General features: G+C 71.4%; 17 protein-coding genes. 9 read left to right on the plus strand and 8 right to left on the minus strand.

All coding sequences use genetic code 11. The annotated features are described in order from the left end of the window. Positions 1-54 precede the first annotated feature (54 nt). Both ACSP50_RS14280 and ACSP50_RS14285 read left to right on the plus strand, forming a co-directional pair. Complete coding sequence (locus tag ACSP50_RS14280; RefSeq protein ID WP_014689692.1) at positions 55-1,062, plus strand: permease; 1,008 nt, start codon at positions 55-57, stop codon at positions 1,060-1,062. Continuing rightward, positions 1,059-1,781, plus strand: coding sequence for a TIGR03943 family protein (locus tag ACSP50_RS14285; protein ID WP_043511363.1), 723 nt, complete (start codon positions 1,059-1,061; stop codon positions 1,779-1,781). The genes ACSP50_RS14280 and ACSP50_RS14285 overlap by 4 nt, the downstream gene beginning before the upstream one ends. Here the strand turns inward: ACSP50_RS14285 and ACSP50_RS14290 are convergent. The 3 genes from ACSP50_RS14290 to ACSP50_RS14300 form a co-directional block, all read right to left on the minus strand. Then, a complete protein-coding gene (locus tag ACSP50_RS14290) occupies positions 1,778-2,839 on the minus strand; it encodes a hypothetical protein (protein WP_014689690.1) in 1,062 nt (353 codons plus the stop codon). The genes ACSP50_RS14285 and ACSP50_RS14290 overlap by 4 nt on opposite strands. Positions 2,840-2,865: 26 nt before the next feature. After that, complete coding sequence (locus ACSP50_RS14295; RefSeq protein WP_014689689.1) at positions 2,866-4,026, minus strand: RtcB family protein; 1,161 nt, start codon at positions 4,024-4,026, stop codon at positions 2,866-2,868. Between the two features lie 64 nt (positions 4,027-4,090). Further along, positions 4,091-4,402: an STAS domain-containing protein gene (locus ACSP50_RS14300; protein WP_014689688.1), complete on the minus strand. Its 312-nt coding sequence runs from the start codon at positions 4,400-4,402 to the stop codon at positions 4,091-4,093. A gap of 261 nt (positions 4,403-4,663) precedes the next feature. On the opposite strand from ACSP50_RS14300, the gene ACSP50_RS14305 reads away from it, so the two are divergent. From ACSP50_RS14305 to ACSP50_RS14320, 4 genes are all read left to right on the plus strand, one after another. Beyond that, positions 4,664-5,419, plus strand: a complete 756-nt coding sequence (locus ACSP50_RS14305; RefSeq protein ID WP_014689687.1) for a SigB/SigF/SigG family RNA polymerase sigma factor — start codon at positions 4,664-4,666, stop codon at positions 5,417-5,419. A 26-nt stretch (positions 5,420-5,445) separates the two neighbouring features. Further along, positions 5,446-6,765 (plus strand): EAL domain-containing protein, encoded by a 1,320-nt coding sequence (locus ACSP50_RS14310; RefSeq protein ID WP_014689686.1) that lies wholly within the window; start codon positions 5,446-5,448, stop codon positions 6,763-6,765. Further along, the gene (locus ACSP50_RS14315; protein ID WP_014689685.1) at positions 6,722-7,906 is read left to right on the plus strand and encodes a zinc-dependent alcohol dehydrogenase; all 1,185 of its coding nucleotides are present in this window, start codon (positions 6,722-6,724) and stop codon (positions 7,904-7,906) included. The genes ACSP50_RS14310 and ACSP50_RS14315 overlap by 44 nt, the downstream gene beginning before the upstream one ends. 66 nt (positions 7,907-7,972) lie before the next feature. Further along, positions 7,973-8,947, plus strand: coding sequence for a DNA topoisomerase IB (locus ACSP50_RS14320; protein ID WP_043514065.1), 975 nt, complete (start codon positions 7,973-7,975; stop codon positions 8,945-8,947). A 53-nt stretch (positions 8,948-9,000) separates the two neighbouring features. Here ACSP50_RS14320 and ACSP50_RS14325 read toward each other — a convergent pair whose 3' ends face one another. The 3 genes from ACSP50_RS14325 to ACSP50_RS14335 form a co-directional block, all read right to left on the minus strand. Next, a complete protein-coding gene (locus tag ACSP50_RS14325) occupies positions 9,001-9,825 on the minus strand; it encodes a hypothetical protein (RefSeq protein ID WP_014689683.1) in 825 nt (274 codons plus the stop codon). A 112-nt stretch (positions 9,826-9,937) separates the two neighbouring features. Next, a complete protein-coding gene (locus tag ACSP50_RS14330) occupies positions 9,938-10,291 on the minus strand; it encodes a hypothetical protein (protein WP_014689682.1) in 354 nt (117 codons plus the stop codon). Further along, positions 10,288-11,196, minus strand: coding sequence for an MBL fold metallo-hydrolase (locus ACSP50_RS14335; RefSeq protein WP_014689681.1), 909 nt, complete (start codon positions 11,194-11,196; stop codon positions 10,288-10,290). Before ACSP50_RS14335 ends, ACSP50_RS14330 begins: the two co-directional genes overlap by 4 nt. Before the next feature lie 100 nt (positions 11,197-11,296). On the opposite strand from ACSP50_RS14335, the gene ACSP50_RS14340 reads away from it, so the two are divergent. Together ACSP50_RS14340 and ACSP50_RS14345 are read left to right on the plus strand one after the other, a co-directional pair. Further along, positions 11,297-12,472, plus strand: coding sequence for a pyridoxal phosphate-dependent aminotransferase (locus tag ACSP50_RS14340; RefSeq protein ID WP_014689680.1), 1,176 nt, complete (start codon positions 11,297-11,299; stop codon positions 12,470-12,472). Positions 12,473-12,537: 65 nt separating this feature from the next. Next, positions 12,538-13,749, plus strand: coding sequence for a peptidase C39 family protein (locus tag ACSP50_RS14345; RefSeq protein WP_231956933.1), 1,212 nt, complete (start codon positions 12,538-12,540; stop codon positions 13,747-13,749). Between the two features lie 184 nt (positions 13,750-13,933). Here the strand turns inward: ACSP50_RS14345 and ctaD are convergent, their stop codons facing one another. Further along, positions 13,934-15,703 carry a cytochrome c oxidase subunit I gene (gene ctaD, locus ACSP50_RS14355; RefSeq protein WP_014689677.1) on the minus strand — a complete coding sequence of 590 codons (1,770 nt, stop codon included), beginning with the start codon at positions 15,701-15,703 and terminating at the stop codon, positions 13,934-13,936. Positions 15,704-15,793: 90 nt separating this feature from the next. Here ctaD and ACSP50_RS14360 point away from each other — a divergent pair, with 90 nt between their 5' ends. Continuing rightward, positions 15,794-16,042, plus strand: coding sequence for a DUF3040 domain-containing protein (locus tag ACSP50_RS14360; RefSeq protein ID WP_157432776.1), 249 nt, complete (start codon positions 15,794-15,796; stop codon positions 16,040-16,042). A gap of 127 nt (positions 16,043-16,169) precedes the next feature. On the opposite strand, the gene ACSP50_RS14365 is transcribed toward ACSP50_RS14360, so the two are convergent. Further along, the gene (locus tag ACSP50_RS14365; protein ID WP_155123502.1) at positions 16,170-16,595 is read right to left on the minus strand and encodes a hypothetical protein; all 426 of its coding nucleotides are present in this window, start codon (positions 16,593-16,595) and stop codon (positions 16,170-16,172) included. Between the last annotated feature and the right edge of the window lie 7 nt (positions 16,596-16,602).

The following is a 16,602-nucleotide window of genomic DNA, read 5'->3' on the forward strand; positions in this document are numbered from 1 at the left end:
TGGCGCCCGGGCCCGGGCCGGGAGTGGTGCCCGGGCTACGAGACAGGAGCGCCGGTGACCGCGTCGACGACGAGCACGCAGACGACGAGCCCGCCGAAAGGCACCGATCAGGGCGGCGGGATCGGCTCCCTGGAAGTGCTCGCCCTGCTGCTCGTGCTGCTGGTGCCGGCCCGCGGGCGGATCGCCGGGCTGCTCTCCGGCGCCGGGCTGCAGACCTGGGCGACGGTGTTCGTCTCGGTGCTGATGCAGGCGGTGCCGTTCCTGGTCTTCGGCGTCGTGTTGTCCGCGGTGATCGCGGTCTTCGTGCCGCGCGGCTTCTGGGCCCGGGCGCTGCCCAGCCACCCGGCGCTGGCGGTTCCGGCGGCCGGGGTGGCCGGCGTGATCCTGCCCGGCTGCGAGTGCGGCAGCGTGCCGATCGCCGGGTCGCTGATCCGCCGCGGTGTGACCCCGGCCGCCGCGCTCGCCTTCCTGCTCGCCGCTCCGGCGATCAATCCGATCGTGCTGACCGCCACCGTGATCGCCTTTCCCGGCCAGCCGATGATGGCGGTCGCCCGCGGGATCGCCAGCCTGGTCGTCGCGGTGGCGATGGGCTGGTTGTGGCTGCGGGTCGGCAAGCCGGAGTGGATCCGCCTGCCGCACCGCCCCGACCTGGACGACGAGTCGAAGGCGCGGGCGTTCTGGGCGGCCTGCCGGCACGACATCATGCACGCCGGCGGTTTCCTGGTGCTCGGCGCCGCCGCGGCCGCCACGATCAACGTGGTGGTCCCCGACCGGTGGTTGCAGAGCCTCGCGGCGTACCCGCTGCTGTCGATCCTGGCCCTGGCGACCCTCGCCGTGCTGCTCTCGATCTGCAGCGAGGCCGACGCGTTCGTGGCCGCGTCGCTGACCCAGTTCTCGCTGACGTCCCGGCTGGTGTTCCTGGTGGTCGGCCCGATGGTCGACCTGAAGCTGATCTCGATGCAGACCGGTGTCTTCGGCCGGCGCTTCGCGATGCGGTTCGCCCCGGCCACCTTCGTCGCGGCGATCCTGCTCGGCTCGGTCTTCGGGCTGGTGCTGCTGTGAGCCGGATGGCGCAGGCGGTGATCATGCTGTTGCTCGGCGGCGCGGTGGTGAAGGCCACGGTCACCGACACCTTCCTGCGGTATGTGAAGGAGGGCCTGCGGCCCTACCTGCTGATCGCCGGCGTCCTGCTGATCGTGGCCGCGGTGATGACCATGTGGTACGAGCTGCGTGCCGCCCCGCCCGCCGGCGAGCCTCACGACGACGGGCACGGGCAGGGGCACGGCCACCACGAGCCGACGGTGGGCTGGCTGCTGCTGCTCCCGGTGCTCGGCCTGCTGCTGGTCTCGCCGCCGGCGCTGGGTTCCTTCGCGGCCGGGCAGACCGGCAGTGTCGGGCCGGCCGCCGCGTCCGACTATCCGCCGCTGGCCGCCGGTGACCCGATCGAGGTGAACCTGCTCGACTACGCCTCGCGGGCGATCTTCGACAGCGGGCGGAGCCTGGCCGGCCGCACCATCAAGCTGACCGGTTTCATCACCCCCGGCCCGGACGGCCGACCGATGATCGCCCGCATCGTGCTGACCTGCTGCGCCGCCGACGGCCGCCCGATCAAGGTCGGCCTGACCGGGGTCGCGATCGACGCGCCGCCGGACGCCTGGGTGCAGGTGGTCGGCGTGTACAGCAGCCAGGTCGGCACCGACCCGGTGAACCGGGCGCCGGTCGCCTACCTGGAGGTCAAGACCTGGCAGGAGATCGACCAGCCGAAGCAGCCGTACACCTAGCCGACGGTGCGCAGGTCGAGGCTGTTGCGGACGAAGGAGGACTGGTCGCCGGTCGACCACCAGAGGACGCCGGCCCGGTAGGAGATGTTGCCGGCGTCCGGGCTGACCATCACCAGATGCCGGTTGCTCAGGTCGTAGATCAGCAGCTGCTGGTTGCCGCTCAACTCGGACTGGGCGGTCACCTGGGCCAGGACCTCGAAGCGGTCGAGCACCGCGACGTCGGTGATCGCGGTGGCCACGTTGCCGTCCAGCACCTTGCGGCGGGCCGAGCCGTCCGGGTGGGACAGGTCGATCCGGGCCCAGCCGTCCTGGTTGATCGAGACCATCCGGCACCAGGCCGGGCTGCAGGCGGTGACCGTGCGGGCCGCCGTCGGGACGGCGATGCTCTGGCCGGTCGTCAGGTTGCGCAGGGTGGTGGCGCCCCGGGCGGCGACGTGGCCGTCGACCGCCCACGGCCAGCCGGTCAGGCCCCAGGCGCCGTTCTCCCGCTGCACGGTGACCGGGCCGCCGGCCAGCGGCACGCTGCGGAACTCGGTCCGGTTCCCGGCCGCGCTCGCCGCCCAGTGCACCCTGCCGTCCTCGACGATCAGGTCGTTCTGCGAGTCGAAGAACTGGATGGCGCCGAGGTCGGCGGTCAGCATCCGGGCGCTCGCCGGATGCCGCCGGTCGGCGGACCACAGCTGCGGCTTGTCCTGCGGGCCCTCCACCCAGACCAGGGTGTCGCCGGCGGCGGTCAGCGCGGTGAACGGGGTGCGGTGCTGGGCCGGCACCCGGCGCAGCTCGGTCAGAGCGCCGTCGCCGTCCCGGATGACCAGCCGCAACTGCCTGGTGTCGGCGCTCTGCACGGTCCCGGCCGAGGTCTTCGCGTCGAGGAACAGGCCGGGCGTGTACTCGCTGCCGTCGGCCAGTTTCGACGGGACGCTGCCGCGCTGCGCGGCCGGCCAGGCGGCGGCGAGCGCCACCGGCTGCGGCGCACCGGTCTGTACCGGTGCGCCGAACAGCAGCGCGCCGCCCGCGGCCAAGGCCACCCCGAGTCCCAGCAGGTTACGGATGAGCATGGCGCGATGGTAGCCGCCGGCCCGGGTCAGTCGCCCTTGACGTTGACCAGCTGACGCAGCGTGTGCCGGATGGTGACCAGGTCGGCGGCGTCCCGCATGACCGTGTCGATCGGCTTGTAGGCCTGCGGGATCTCGTCCAGGAAGGCGTCGGTGTCCCGGTATTCGATGCCCTTCATGGCGGTGCGCAGCTGCTCCCGGGTGAAGGTTCTGCGGGCTTTGGAGCGGGAGTACGCCCGGCCGGCCCCGTGCGGGGACGAGTTCAGCGCCTCGGCGTTGCCCCGGCCGGTCACCACGTAGGAGGCATCGCCCATCGAGCCGGGGATCAGGCCGGGCACGCCCTTGGCCGCGTTGATCGCGCCCTTGCGGGACAGCCACACCGTCTCGCCGTAGTGGCTCTCCTGCTCGGTGTAGTTGTGGTGGCACTGCACCCGGTCGCGCTGCTCGACCGGCCCGCCGGCGAAATCGGCGAAGCACTCGATCACCCGGTCCATCATCTCGTCCCGGTTGGCCAGGGCGAAGTTCTGTGCCCAGCGCAGCTCGGTCAGGTAGGCGTCGAACTCGTCGGTGCCCTCCTCCAGGTAGGCCAGGTCGCGGTCGGGCAGGTCGATGCCGCGCCGGTCCATCAGGTCGCGGGCCACCTGGATGTGGTGCGAGGCGATCTTGTTACCGACGCCGCGCGACCCGGAGTGCAGGAACAGCCAGACCCGGCCGGACTCGTCACGGCACACCTCGATGAAGTGGTTGCCGCTGCCCAGCGAGCCGAGCTGCAGCTGCCAGTTCTTCGCGTAGCGGGCCGGGTCGAACGACGCCTCGGCGGTCAGCCGGTCGATGCGGTGCTGGGCGGAGGCGGTCACCCGGGAGTTGTAGGAGCCGGCCGACAGGGGCACCGCGGCCTCGATGGCGGTGCGCAGCGCGGCGCGGTCCGGGCGCAGGTCCTCGACCCGGTACTGGGTGCGCACGGCGGCCATGCCGCAGCCGATGTCGACACCCACCGCGGCCGGGATGAGCGCGCCGCGGGTCGGGATCACCGAGCCGACGGTGGCACCCTTGCCGAGGTGCGCGTCGGGCATCAGGGCGATGTGCGGGTGGATGAACGGCAGCCGGGACGCCTTCTCGGCCTGCTGCAGGGTCTCCGGCTCGATCAGGCTGGCCCAGTTGAGCAGGCGTTCATTGACGATCTGAGGCACGACGGCGCTCCCTTTGGTGAGATCGCCGTGATTCTGCCAGGCAGCGGCCGCGGACAGCCGGGAATTACGCCGTCGCGAGCGTCTCCTCCAGGTTGGTGACCTGCAGCAGCATCTTCACCATCGGCCCGAAGTCGCGCAGCCGGAAGGTCAGCCCGCGCGCGTGCGCGGCCTTGCGTGCCGCCACAAAGACGCCCAGCCCGATCGAGTCGAGGAAGCTGACCCGGTGCAGGTCGACCTCGACGTGGGCGAACCCGTCGGTCTCCACGGCCTGGCGCAGCACCTGGCGCAGCGCCGCGGCGCTCTCCGCGTCGATGTCACCCTCGGGCACGATGACGACCCGATCGCCGTGCCGTTCGATCGTGCAGCCGAAGTCCATGTTTTCTCCTCGCGAGCCGGGGAACACTCTGGGTCGCGGGCTTTCCCCGGGTGGCAGAGCGGCAAACGCGGTCCGCGTCACACTATCCGGTGGTAAACGCGTGCCACCTGCGCCGATTAGTACTTTCGGTTGGCTTTATATCGGCTGTACGGCTATGGTTCCCCCATCGGTCAAACAGTGTGCCGAGATTCCATCCAGATCGCGAAGGGCATCGGGGTGCGTCTCTGGCGCGCATGATCCCCGGCCCGGACAGGGAGAATCATGCGCTTCGCCGTTGCCGACGCAGCCGAGACCGACCACGCCGTGGCGCTGGTCGAGACCCCGCGGGACGACCCGTCCTGGCCGGTGGTCCGCCAGGACGCGATCACCGCGTGGCTGCCGATGGCCCGGCGCCTGGCCCGCCGCTACGCCAGCCGCGGCGCCGATCTCGACGACCTGAACCAGGTCGCGACGGTCGGTCTGATCAAGGCGATCGACGGCTTCGAGCCGGACCGCGGCGCCGACTTCACCGGCTACGCGATCCCCACCATCCTCGGCGAGCTGCGCCGGCACTTCCGGGACCGGATGTGGAACCTGCGGGTGCCGCGCCGGCTGCAGGAACTCAACATGGCGATCAACCGGGCGCGCGGCGAGCTGATCCAGACGCTGGGCCGGGTGCCGACCGTGACCGACATCGCCGGGCACCTCGGCGTCGGCGAGGAGGAGGTGCTGGAGGGGCTGGAGGGCGCGTACGCGTACCGTCCCGCCTCGCTGTCCGCCCCGATCGCCGCGGACGGTGAGACCGAGCTCGGCGACACCCTCGGCGCCCGCGACCCCGGTTTCGAGCAGACCGAGCTGCACCTGACCCTGGGCCCGGCGATGGCCTGCCTGACCGAGCGCGAGCAGCGGATCGTGACGCTGCGCTTCTACGGCAACCTGACCCAGAGCCAGATCGGCGAACAGGTCGGCGTCTCCCAGATGCACGTCTCCCGGCTGCTGGCGCAGGCCCTGGACAAGCTGCGCACTCACCTCAGCTAACGGTCGATCGCACCGATCTTGTCGATGTGCTCGACATCCACGCAGTGCTCGACCAGCGGGCCGTCACCCCGGTCTTCCAGCCGCTGGCCGACCTGACCTCCGGCCTGATCATCGGTTACGAGGCGCTGAGCCGGGGCCCGGCGGGGACCCCGTGGGAGGCGCCCATGGCGCTGTTCGCGGCGGCCCGCGCGGCCGGCCGCGAGCCGGAACTGGACTGGATCTGCCGGGCCGCCGCCTACCGCGCGGCGCTGCGGGCCGGGTTCGGCGCTGAACTCAACCTGTTCGTCAACATGGAGCCCACCGCGTGGCGGGTCGACTGCCCGGCCGACCTGGTCCCGGTCGTCGAGCAGGCCCGGGACCGGCTGCGGGTGGTCACCGAGATGACCGAGCGGGTGATCGCGGACGACCCGGCGGCCCTGCTCGCGGCGACCGGCAACTGCCGGGAGAACGGCTGGGGTGTCGCGCTCGACGACGTGGGCGCCGACCCGATGTCGTTGGCGCTGATGCCGTTCGTCCACCCCGACGTGGTCAAACTGGACATGGGGCTGCTGCGCGCGCCGGACCACCCGGCCACCGCCCGGGTGGTCGCCGCGGTCGCCGCGTACGCCGAGGCCAGCGGCGCGATCGTGCTGGCCGAGGGAGTGGAGACCGCCGAGCAGATGGAGGTCGCCCGGACCATGGGTGCCACCCTCGGACAGGGCTGGCACCTGGGGCGGCCCGGCCCGCTGCCCGGCGTGCTGCCGATCGGCGCCGCCCTGCCGACGCTGGGCCGTGCCCGGCCGGAGACCCGCACGCCGTTCGAGGTCGTCGCGCGGCAGCGGCGGCTCACCCGGACCACCAAAGCGCAGTTGATGCCGATGAGCCGGCACCTGGAGGCCCTGGCCGGCGACGGACCGGAGCCGCCGGTGCTGCTGGCCTGTTTCCAGGACGCCCGCAACTTCACCGCGGCGACCGTGCGGCGGTTCACCCGGATCGCGGCGCACAGCCCGCTGGTCGCCGCGCTCGGCGCGGGGCTGCCGGCGACGCCGGCGCCGGGCGTGCGGGGCGCGCATCTGGGCCCCGGGGACCCGCTGCGCGGCGAATGGAGCGTGCTGGTGATCGGTCCGCACCGGGCCGCCGCGCTGGTCGCCCGGGATCTCGGTGACCTGGCCCCGGAGCCGGAACGGCGGTTCGACTTCGCGCTCACCCACGACCGTGATCTGGTCGTCGCGGCGGCCCGCACGCTGCTGGGCCGGCTCACCCCGATCACCGGGCCCGCATCGACCCGGAATAATCCGACGTCGCCGGGGCACCTCTCCGGTCATGCGAGCGTTGACCTGGCAGGGCACCGGCAAGGTGTCCGTTGAGACGGTTCCCGATCCGACGATCCACGAGCCCACCGACGCGATCGTCCGGATGACCTCCACCGCGATCTGCGGTTCGGACCTGCATCTGTACGACGTGCTCGGCATGTACCTCGACCGCGGCGACATCCTCGGCCACGAGCCGATGGGCATCGTCGAGGCGGTCGGCTCCGAGGTCACCCACATCAAGCCCGGCGACCGGGTGGTGATCCCGTTCAACATCTCCTGCGGACACTGCTGGATGTGTTCCCGCGGATACTTCGCGCAGTGCGAGACCACCCAGGTCAAGGACCAGGGCAAGGGCGCCGCGCTGTTCGGCTACACCAAGCTCTACGGTCAGGTGCCGGGCGCGCAGGCCGAGTATCTGCGGGTGCCGCAGGCCCAGTTCGGCCCGATCAAGGTGCCCGCCGAGGGCCCGGACGAGCGGTTCCTGTTCCTGTCCGACGTGCTCACCACCTCCTGGCAGGCGGCCAGGTACGCCGATGTGCGGCCCGGCGACACGGTGCTGGTCACCGGCCTGGGCCCGATCGGGCAGATGTGTGCGCGGATCGCCCGGCACCTGGGCGCGGAGCGGGTGATCGCGGTCGACGAGGTGCCGGAGCGCCTCGCCATGGCCGCGCGCAACGGCATCGAGGTGCTCAACTCGGGCAGCGTCGACGACGTCCCGGCGGCCGTCCACGAGCTGACCGGCGGGCGCGGCGCGGACGGGGTGATCGAGGCGGTCGGCATGGAGGCGCACGGCTCGCCGCTGCAGTCCGCGGCGATGAAGGCGGCCGGGATGCTGCCCGACGCACTCGCCCGCAAGGCCACCGAGACGGTCGGCATCGACCGGATGGCGGCGCTGCGGACGGCGTTCGGATCGGTGCGGCGGGCCGGCACCATCTCGATCATCGGGGTGTACGGCGGCAACGCCGACCCGATGCCGATGATGGACCTGTTCGACAAGGGTGTGACGCTGCGGATGGGGCAGGCGCACGTGAAGCGGTGGGTCGACGACATCATGCCGCTGCTCACCGGCGACGGCGACCCGCTCGGCGTCGGCGACCTGGTCACCCACCGGATGCCGCTCGAGGAGGCGCCGCACGCGTACGACATCTTCAAGAACAAGCAGGACGGCTGCATCAAGGTGGTCCTGCAGCCCTAGGAGAATCGAAGGTGGTGCCGGCCCCACCCCCGTTTGCCGGGTGCCGATCGGGGCATCACCGGGTCCGTGGGTGAGCGGTTACGACGCAGCGTGTTGACCGGGCCGGGGATCAGCCGGCGACGGGCCGGCAAGGGCTTCCGGTATCTCGGCCCGGACGGGGCGGCGATCACCGACCCGCAGACCCTGGACCGGATCAGGAGTCTGGTGATCCCGCCCGCCTGGCGGGACGTGTGGATCTGCCCGGAACCGCGCGGGCACATCCAGGCGACCGGAACCGACGCGGCCGGGCGCAAGCAGTACCGCTACCACGACGCCTGGCGGACCGCGCGCGACGAGAAGAAGTTCGAGCGGGTCCGCGAGGTGGCCGGCCGGCTGCCGCGGATCCGCGACCGGCTCTGCGCCGACCTGACCACCGGGCGCGGCCTGACCCGGGAACGGGTGCTGGCGGCCGTGGTGCGCCTGCTCGACCTGGGCATGTTCCGGGTCGGCGGGGATCAGTACGCGGCCCGGGAGCAGGACCCGTCGTACGGGTTGTCCACGCTGCGGCCCGAGCACGTGCGCTCGCGCGGCGGCGAGACCCGGCTGGAGTTCGCCGGCAAGTCCGGGGTCGAGCACCGCCGTACCGTCGAGGACGGCGAGGTGGCGGCGGTCCTGACCGCGCTGAAACGGCGCCGCCGGGACATGCCGCGGCTGTTCGGCTACTGGGATCCGTCCGCCCGGCGCTGGCAGGACGTCAAAGCCGACATGATCAACGACTACCTGCGCGAGATCAGCGGCGCCGAGATGACCGCCAAGGACTTCCGCACCTGGCACGGCACCGTGACCGCGGCTGCCGAGCTCGCCGCGGCCGGGCCGCAGCCGACCGAGGCGAAACGCCGCAAGGTGGTGGCCCGGGCGATGCGCGAGGTCGCCGATCAGCTCGGCAACACCCCGGCGGTGGCCCGCGCGTCGTACGTCGACCCGCGCCTGCTGGAGAAGTACGAGAACGGCGAAGGCCCGAAGCGCGGCGACGAGCCGGAGGTGCGCCGCCTGCTCCGGTGACCGGCTCCGGCTGCCGGCCGGCCGGGATCACGTCCCGGCCGGCCACGCACCGCTCAGCGCCGCGGCTGACGGCGCCGCTCGAAGCCCGGCAGCTCGATGTGCGGGTCGAGGTCCTCCCCGGAGGACACCTGCCCGGCCAGGCGGGCGGTGATCCGCCGCGCTCCGGGCCGCCGCCGGCCGTTCTCGTCGGGCGCGTTCAGCTCGCTGAGCAGCAGCTCCGCCTTGTCGCCCATCGACCGGGCGATCTCGTCGAACGGGATGTACAGCGCCCGGTTGGCGGCCGAACCCAGGTATTCGAACGGCTCGGACCCGGCCATCGGGATGAACCGGCAGCCCAGCATGTCCAGGTTGCGGAACGCGGCCTGGTCGAGCATGCAGACCACGTGCCGCACCTGCCAGCGGTGCCCGGCGTTGATGAACGCGCGGTAGAGCATCACGCTGACGGTCAGCCCGCTGCGGTCCGAGCGGTACCGGGGCAGCACCGCGAGCGTCGCGTAGTCCCAGATCTTGCCGCCGTCGTGCATGCCGTGCACGTCGACGATCTCGGACAGCGGCTTGCCGATCAGGTCGGGCGCGTCATCCAGCGTCTTCCCGCCACCCTCGATCGCCCGCGCGGCGCCGGCCGGCATGCCGGTCTCCCGGTCGAGCACCAGGAAGAAGTAGCTCTGCTCCTCGTATGCGGTGTACTCGGCGACCATCGCGGTCTCGCCGAGCTGGAACGACTCCTCGAAGACCACCCGCTCCACGGTCCGCGCCACGTCGGCCAGCGGGTCATCGTGGCTGAGCGCGAGGGCGACGAAGCGGTTGGCGGAGGGGTGCTGGCGCAGCGCCACAGCGCAGAGAGCGTGCATGGTGGCGTCGTCGAGCGCGTAGGACATCAGGCGGACTCCTTCGCCCTGGCGCCGGAGGAGAGCGGCGCGGCAAGGCATTCCGGGGGATCGGACTTGTCCAGAATTAAGCGTAGATGTCATGACGTCAATCGGGCGAACATCACACCGCGTAAATCCTCAACCACCCGGAGGCAGGGTGAAGCAGCGAAGGTCGGGCGACCTCGACCCCGGTGCCGTCGGCGACGGGATCTCGTGCGTCGCCACGGACGGCGCCCGCGCCGCTCGCACCGCCTCCTGCACGCCCGGGTCGGCCGGCCGGAGGGGGCTGCCGAAGTTCGCCACCACCCCGCCCGGCGACCAGGCGGGTGGCTTTGCCGGTGCCCGCGTCGATCTCCAGTGCCGTCCGGATCGGACCATCCGCACAGGCGGCGATCACGTCGGACAGCTCGCCCGGATAGCCGGGGCGGTAGCGTTCGTAGGCGGCCGCGGCCGGGCCGAAGCTGAGCGCCCTCATACCCGGGTGGGCAGCGGCCCGCCGTGGTAGGCGACCGCGTCGCTGAACGCGGCGATCAGGTCGAGGTCGGTCCCGTGGTGGTCGGCGTAGTACCGGTGCAGGTTGAGCACCAGCCGTTCGGCGTCCGCCCAGCCGGCGAATTCTCCCAGGTCGACGGCGCGGGCCGCGTCCAGCGGCGGCCGGCCGTCGGCGATGCCGGCCGCGCCGGCGTCCAGGACGAGGTGGTAGTAGCGACGGTGTTCGTCGAGGACCCGGGCGATGTCGGCACCCTCCAGGATCGGCCCGTGCCCGGGGACGATCACTTCCGGTGCGAGGCCGGCCAGCCAGTCGACGGCGGCCAGCGCGCCGGTCACCGAGCCCATGAAGACGAGCGGGGTCAGCCCGGCGAAGACCAGGTCGCCGGTGAACAGCACGCGGGCGTCGGGCACCCAGGCGATCAGGTCGCCGGTGGTGTGCGCGGGCCCGCCCGGGTGCCGCAGCTCGATCCGCCGGTCGCCGAGGTGCACGGTCATCGCGCCGGTGACGGTCAGGTCGGGCAGCCGCCGGGTGACGTCACCCCAGTCCGGCACCGGCGACCAGAACGGCGGGCAGCCGTCGATGATCGGATCGACCCGCAGCCCTTCGCGCATGTTCTCCTGCCCGATCAGCACGGTTGCGGCGGGCAGCAGGCAGTTGCCGTACGTGTGATCGCCGTGCTGGTGGGTGTTGACCGCGAGTTTCGGCGCCTGCCCGGTCGCCGCCCGCAGTGTCTCCAGGAACCGCCGCGCCCGCGTCTCGGTCGCGCACGTGTCGACCACGAGCTGCCCGTCCGCGGTGCTGACCGCGCCCGCGTTGTTCAGCCACCACGACCCGTCGGCCTGCAGCCAGGCGTGAATCCCCGGCCGTACCTCGATCAGCTCGCCCATGCCGTGAGATTACCGGCCGGGAAGATTTGCGGCGGGAAAGGACGCCGGCGGCAAATCATATCGGTTGTACGAGGATCCGCGGCGCTGAAAGGATTCTGTCATGCGCCGCATTTCTCAGCGAGTTTCCGCCATTGCCGAATCCGCCACCCTGGCCGTCGACGCCAGGGCGAAGGCGTTGCGGGCCGCCGGTCGCCCGGTCATCGGGTTCGGTGCCGGCGAGCCCGATTTCCCCACCTCGGAGCACATCGTCGAGGCCGCCGCCCGGGCGTGCCGGCGCCCGGAGTCGCACCGCTACAGTCCGACCGCCGGGCAGCCCGCGCTGCGCGAGGCGATCGCGCAAGCTTCCCCGTTGCCGCTGACCGCCGACCGGGTGCTCGTCACCAACGGCGGCAAGCAGGCTGTCTACCAGGCGTTCGCCACGATTCTCGACCCGGGTGACGAGGTGCTGGTGCCGGCACCCTACTGGACCACCTACCCGGAGGCGATCCGGCTGGCCGGCGGCGTGCCGGTCGATGTGCCGGCCGACGAGTCCACCGGTTACCTGGTCACCGTCGATAAGTTGGCGGCGGCCCGCACCCCGCGCACCCGGGTGTTGCTGGTCTGCTCCCCGTCCAATCCGACCGGCGCCGTCCATTCCCGGCAACAACTGGCGGAGATCGGGCAGTGGGCCGTACAGAACAATCTCTTCGTCGTCACCGACGAGATCTATCAGCACCTGGTCTACGGTGACGCGCAATTCCATTCGCTGCCGGCGCTGGTGCCCGCGCTCGCCGACCGGACGCTGGTGCTCAGCGGCGTGTCGAAGACGTTCGCGATGACCGGCTGGCGGGTCGGCTGGATGACCGGCCCGCGTGACCTGATCGACGCCGCCGCCAATCTGCAGTCGCACCTCACGTCGCATGTGGGCAACGTCGCGCAGGCCGCCGCGCTGGCCGCGCTCACCGGCGGCCTGGACGCGGCCGAGCGGATGCGCTCGGCGTTCGACCGGCGCCGGCGCACCATCGTCGGGATGCTCAACGACATCCCCGGCGTGGTCTGCCCCGAGCCGCAGGGCGCGTTCTACGTCTTCCCGTCGGTCCGCGGCCTGCTCGGGCGGGAGCTGCGCGGCCGCCGCCCGCAGACCTCCGCCGAGCTGGCCACGCTCATCCTGGAGGAGGCGGAGGTGGCGGTCGTGCCGGGGGAGGCGTTCGGCATGCCCGGCTACTTCCGGTTCTCGTACGCGCTGGGCGACGACGACCTGGTCGAGGGCGTCACCCGGATCGCCAAGCTCCTCTGACTTCGTTCGGGTGCACCCCGGCCGAAAACCCGGTGCGTGCCGGGCCGGCTGGTCAGCGTTCACCTGTGAAGATCCTGACGGCGATGCTCGGCGCCGCCCTGGCCCTGTCCCCGGCGGCGCCCGCGCACGATGAGAAGATCGCCTACACCCGGTGGACGGCGCTGCCGGCCTGGCCGCGACCGGCCGGGCGCACCACCTACGCCGGCCGGGCCTGGGAGTCGGCGAGCTGGACCGGGCCGGTGCACCGGATCGGTTTCGGCGCCTCCCAGCTGGTCGCCTCGTGGGACGCGCGGACTCCGGCCGGTACCTGGTTGCAGGTCGACATGCGGGGGACCTACACCAACGGGCAGAAGACGCCCTGGTACGTGATGGGCCGCTGGGCGTCGGGTGAGGAGGCGATCAGGCGTACCTCGGTGCGCGGGCAGCACGATCCGTACTCGTCGATCGACACCGACACCTTCACGATCACCGACCCGGCCCGCGGGGTGCTGCTCGCCGACTACCAGCTGCGGCTCACCGCTTTCACCGCCCCGGGCTCCGCGGTGCTGCCGGAGGTCCGGGAGGTGGGGGCGATGGTCTCCGACGTACCGCCGCGATTCGAGGTGCGGCGCAGCGACGGCCACCTCGCGTGGGGGCGGGAACTGGCGGTGCCGCGCCGCTCACAGAAGATCCATGCCGGGCAGTATCCGCAGTACAACGGGGGCGGGGAGGCGTGGTGCTCGCCCACCTCGACGGCGATGGTGGTGGAATACTGGCATCGTGGGCCGAGCCGGGCGGACCTGGCCTGGGTCGATCCGTCCTACGCCGATCCGCAGGTCGACAACGCGGCCCGGCACACCTACGACGTCGCCTACGACGGCACCGGCAACTGGCCGTTCAACACCGCCTACGCCGCCGGTTTCGACCTGGAGGCGATCGTCACCCGGCTGCACTCCCTCGACGACGCCGAGCATTTCATCGCGGCCGGGATCCCGGTGATCACCTCCCAGTCGTTCCTGCCGGCGGAGCTGGACGGGGCGGGTTACGGCACCGCCGGGCACCTCATGGTGATCATCGGCTTCACCACCACCGGCGACGTGATCGTCAACGACCCGGCGTCCGCTTCGGACGAACGGGTGCGCCATGTCTACCGGCGGGAGCAGTTCGAGCGGATCTGGCAGCGGACCCGGCGGCACCGCGCGGACGGGACCGTGACCAACGGCAGCGGCGGCATCGCCTACCTGATCAAACCGTGGACGACGCCGTGGCCGCGGGTGCCTGGCGCCACGAACTGGTGACCCGTTCGCCGGAGACCACTACGCGGCTGTATCGGGAGTCGACCGGCGAGCCGGTGGCGTTCACCGAGGACTCGGAGCGGGTGTTCCCCTTGACGGCGATCACCGGTGCGGCCTTGGCCGGCTCCGCTGACGACCGCTGCCCACGCCGGAAGTCGGCGTGGGCAGCGGTCGTCAGCGACAGCGGTCAGCGTTTCCGCTTGCGGTCCCGGTCGGCGGCGATGTCCTCGGCGTAGGTCGCGCCGCCGTCCGATTCCCGGGTCAGCGGGCGTGCCCCGCCCTCCGGCGGACCGGCCAGCGACTGCTCGCCGGCCGCGAGGTGCGGGTATTTCAGGTCGAAGGCGGGCCGTTCGGAGCGGATCCGGGGCATCCGGTCGAAGTTGCGCAGCGGCGGCGGGCTGCTGGTGGCCCATTCGAGGGAGTTGCCGTGGCCCCACGGGTCGTCCTCGGTGACGACCTTGCCGACCTTGTACGAGCGCCACACGTTGTAGAGGAACGGCAGGGTGGCGGCGCCCAGGATGAACGAGCCGATCGAGGAGATCGTGTTCAGGCCGGTGAAGCCGTCGGTGGGCAGAAAGTCGGCGTAGCGGCGCGGCATGCCGCGGGTGCCGAGCCAGTGCTGGACCAGGAACGTGGTGTGGAAACCGATCATGGTGAGCCAGAAGTGCACCTTGCCGAGGCGCTCGTCGAGCATCCGGCCGAACATCTTCGGGAACCAGAAGTAGATGCCGGAGAACACGGCGAACACGATCGTGCCGAACAGCACGTAGTGGAAGTGCGCCACCACGAAGTACGAGTCGGAGACGTGGAAGTCCATCGGCGGGGAGGCCAGGATGATCCCGGACAGGCCGCCGAACAGGAAGGTGACCAGGAAGCCGACCGCGAACAGCATCGGCGTCTCGAAACTGATCTGGCCACGCCACATGGTGCCGATCCAGGTGAAGAACTTCATCCCGGTCGGCACGCCGATCATGAAGGTGAGGAAGCTGAAGAACGGCAGCAGCACCTGGCCGGTGGCGTACATGTGGTGTGCCCAGACGCTCATCGACAGGGCGGCGATCGCGATGGTGGCGGCGACCAGGCCCTTGTAGCCGAACAGCGGCTTGCGGCTGAACACCGGGATGACCTCGGTGATGATGCCGAAGAACGGCAGGGCGATGATGTACACCTCGGGGTGGCCGAAGAACCAGAACAGGTGCTGCCAGAGCATCGGGCCGCCGGTGGCCACGTCGAAGACGTGCGCGCCGAGGACGCGGTCGGCGGCCAGGGCGAACAGCGCGGCCGCCAGGAACGGGAACACCATGATCGCCAGCAGTGCGGTGACCAGCATGTTCCAGGTCATGATCGGCATCCGGAACATGGTCATGCCGGGTGCCCGCAGGGTCAGGATCGTGGTGATCAGGTTGACCGAGCCGAGGATCGTGCCCAGACCGGAGATGGCCAGGCCGACCACCCAGCAGTTCCCGCCGATCCCGGGGGAGTGCAGCGAGTCGCTCAGCGGGGTGTAGGCGAACCACCCGAAGTCGGCCGCCCCGCCGGGGGTGATGAAGCCGCTGATCGCGATCAGCGTGCCGAACAGGTACAGCCAGTACGCGAACGCGTTGAGCCGGGGGAACGCCACGTCCGGGGCGCCGATTTGGATCGGCACCACGAAATTGCCGAACGCGAACACGATCGGGGTGGCGAAGAACAGCAGCATCGCCGTGCCGTGCATGGTGAACAGCTGGTTGTACTGCTCCGGCGAGAGAATCTGCATGCCGGGCCGGGCCAGTTCGGCGCGCATCAGCAGCGCCATGATCCCACCGATCACGTAGAAGATGATCGACGTGATCATGTACATGATCCCGATCTGCTTCGCGTCGGTGGTCCGCACGATGCGGGCCAGGGCGGATCCTCGCACCTGCCGGCGGATCGGATGGGGCCGTGTGGGGGTGGGCCTCGCGGCGACGGTGGTCATCCAGCCTCCTCGGCTGCGATTGAGGATCCAGTGCTCACCCTCTGTTATAGGCTTATCAAACGATATTTCGTGCCGGATCGGGTCTATCGGGTGGCCGGTGTGCTGGAAGAGAAGGATCGTCGCGCGCTCGCGGAGATCGAGAATGAGTTGACGGTCGCCGATCCGGGGTTCGCCCGCCGGATGCGGCGCGGAGACGGCGAGCTGCCCGCCGTGGCGGCGTCGTGCGTGCTGGCATTCCTGGCCATGCCGTTCACCGCGCTGCTGTTCGGCCCGGCCGCGGTCCTGGTTGTCGTCAACATCGCGATCGCGGTGATCATGCTGGTCGTCGCGTCCCGGTGAGCCCGGCCGGCCGGCCGGCGCCATGGCGATCATGCTGGTCGTCGTGTCGTGTCGATCCTGGCCGGCCGGATCTCCTCGGCCTGCTCGTCGCCGGCTCTCCGGCGGAAAGCCGGAGTGCCGACGGGCGTCAGTCGATCAGCCAGGTGATCAGCGACATGCCGGCCGGGGACACGGCGGCCACCAGCACCAGCAGCATGGCCACCGCGCTCCCGGCCAGCGTCGCGGTCAGCCCGCGGCGCCCGGCGGTGTGCCCCTGCAGGAACAGCGCCACCGAGACGGCCAGGCCCAGCCCGGCCAGCAGTGGCGCCACCGGCAGGAAGAACGTCACGAAATAGCCGCCCGTCCAACCGGTCAGCACGTCGGCGTTCGCGGTGTACCGGTCGTCGGGGGAGGGCACGTACCAGTGCCCGGCGAAGTCCGCGGCCCGCGCCAGCGCCGAGCAGGCACACAGGGCGGTCAGCGCCGCCAACGCATACTGCGCGCCGGACAGCACCCACACCCCGGTCCGCCGGCGGGACAGAGCCGGCACCCCGTTCACCGCAGCAGCAGTCATCGGCGCA

The organism is Actinoplanes sp. SE50/110, from assembly GCF_900119315.1.
GTDB lineage: Bacteria > Actinomycetota > Actinomycetes > Mycobacteriales > Micromonosporaceae > Actinoplanes.

Bases quoted from the DNA above. Each gene is read 5' to 3' on its own strand.
- ACSP50_RS14365 (WP_155123502.1), bottom strand. From the start codon at position 16,595: ATGACTGCTGCTGCGGTGAACGGGGTGCCGGCTCTGTCCCGCCGGCGG.
- ACSP50_RS14315 (WP_014689685.1), top strand. From the start codon at position 6,722: ATGCGAGCGTTGACCTGGCAGGGCACCGGCAAGGTGTCCGTTGAGACG.
- ACSP50_RS14325 (WP_014689683.1), bottom strand. From the start codon at position 9,825: ATGTCCTACGCGCTCGACGACGCCACCATGCACGCTCTCTGCGCTGTG.
- ACSP50_RS14340 (WP_014689680.1), top strand. From the start codon at position 11,297: ATGCGCCGCATTTCTCAGCGAGTTTCCGCCATTGCCGAATCCGCCACC.
- ctaD (WP_014689677.1), bottom strand. From the start codon at position 15,703: ATGACCACCGTCGCCGCGAGGCCCACCCCCACACGGCCCCATCCGATC.
- ACSP50_RS14335 (WP_014689681.1), bottom strand. From the start codon at position 11,196: ATGGGCGAGCTGATCGAGGTACGGCCGGGGATTCACGCCTGGCTGCAG.
- ACSP50_RS14305 (WP_014689687.1), top strand. From the start codon at position 4,664: ATGCGCTTCGCCGTTGCCGACGCAGCCGAGACCGACCACGCCGTGGCG.
- ACSP50_RS14330 (WP_014689682.1), bottom strand. From the start codon at position 10,291: ATGAGGGCGCTCAGCTTCGGCCCGGCCGCGGCCGCCTACGAACGCTAC.
- ACSP50_RS14290 (WP_014689690.1), bottom strand. From the start codon at position 2,839: ATGCTCATCCGTAACCTGCTGGGACTCGGGGTGGCCTTGGCCGCGGGC.
- ACSP50_RS14300 (WP_014689688.1), bottom strand. From the start codon at position 4,402: ATGGACTTCGGCTGCACGATCGAACGGCACGGCGATCGGGTCGTCATC.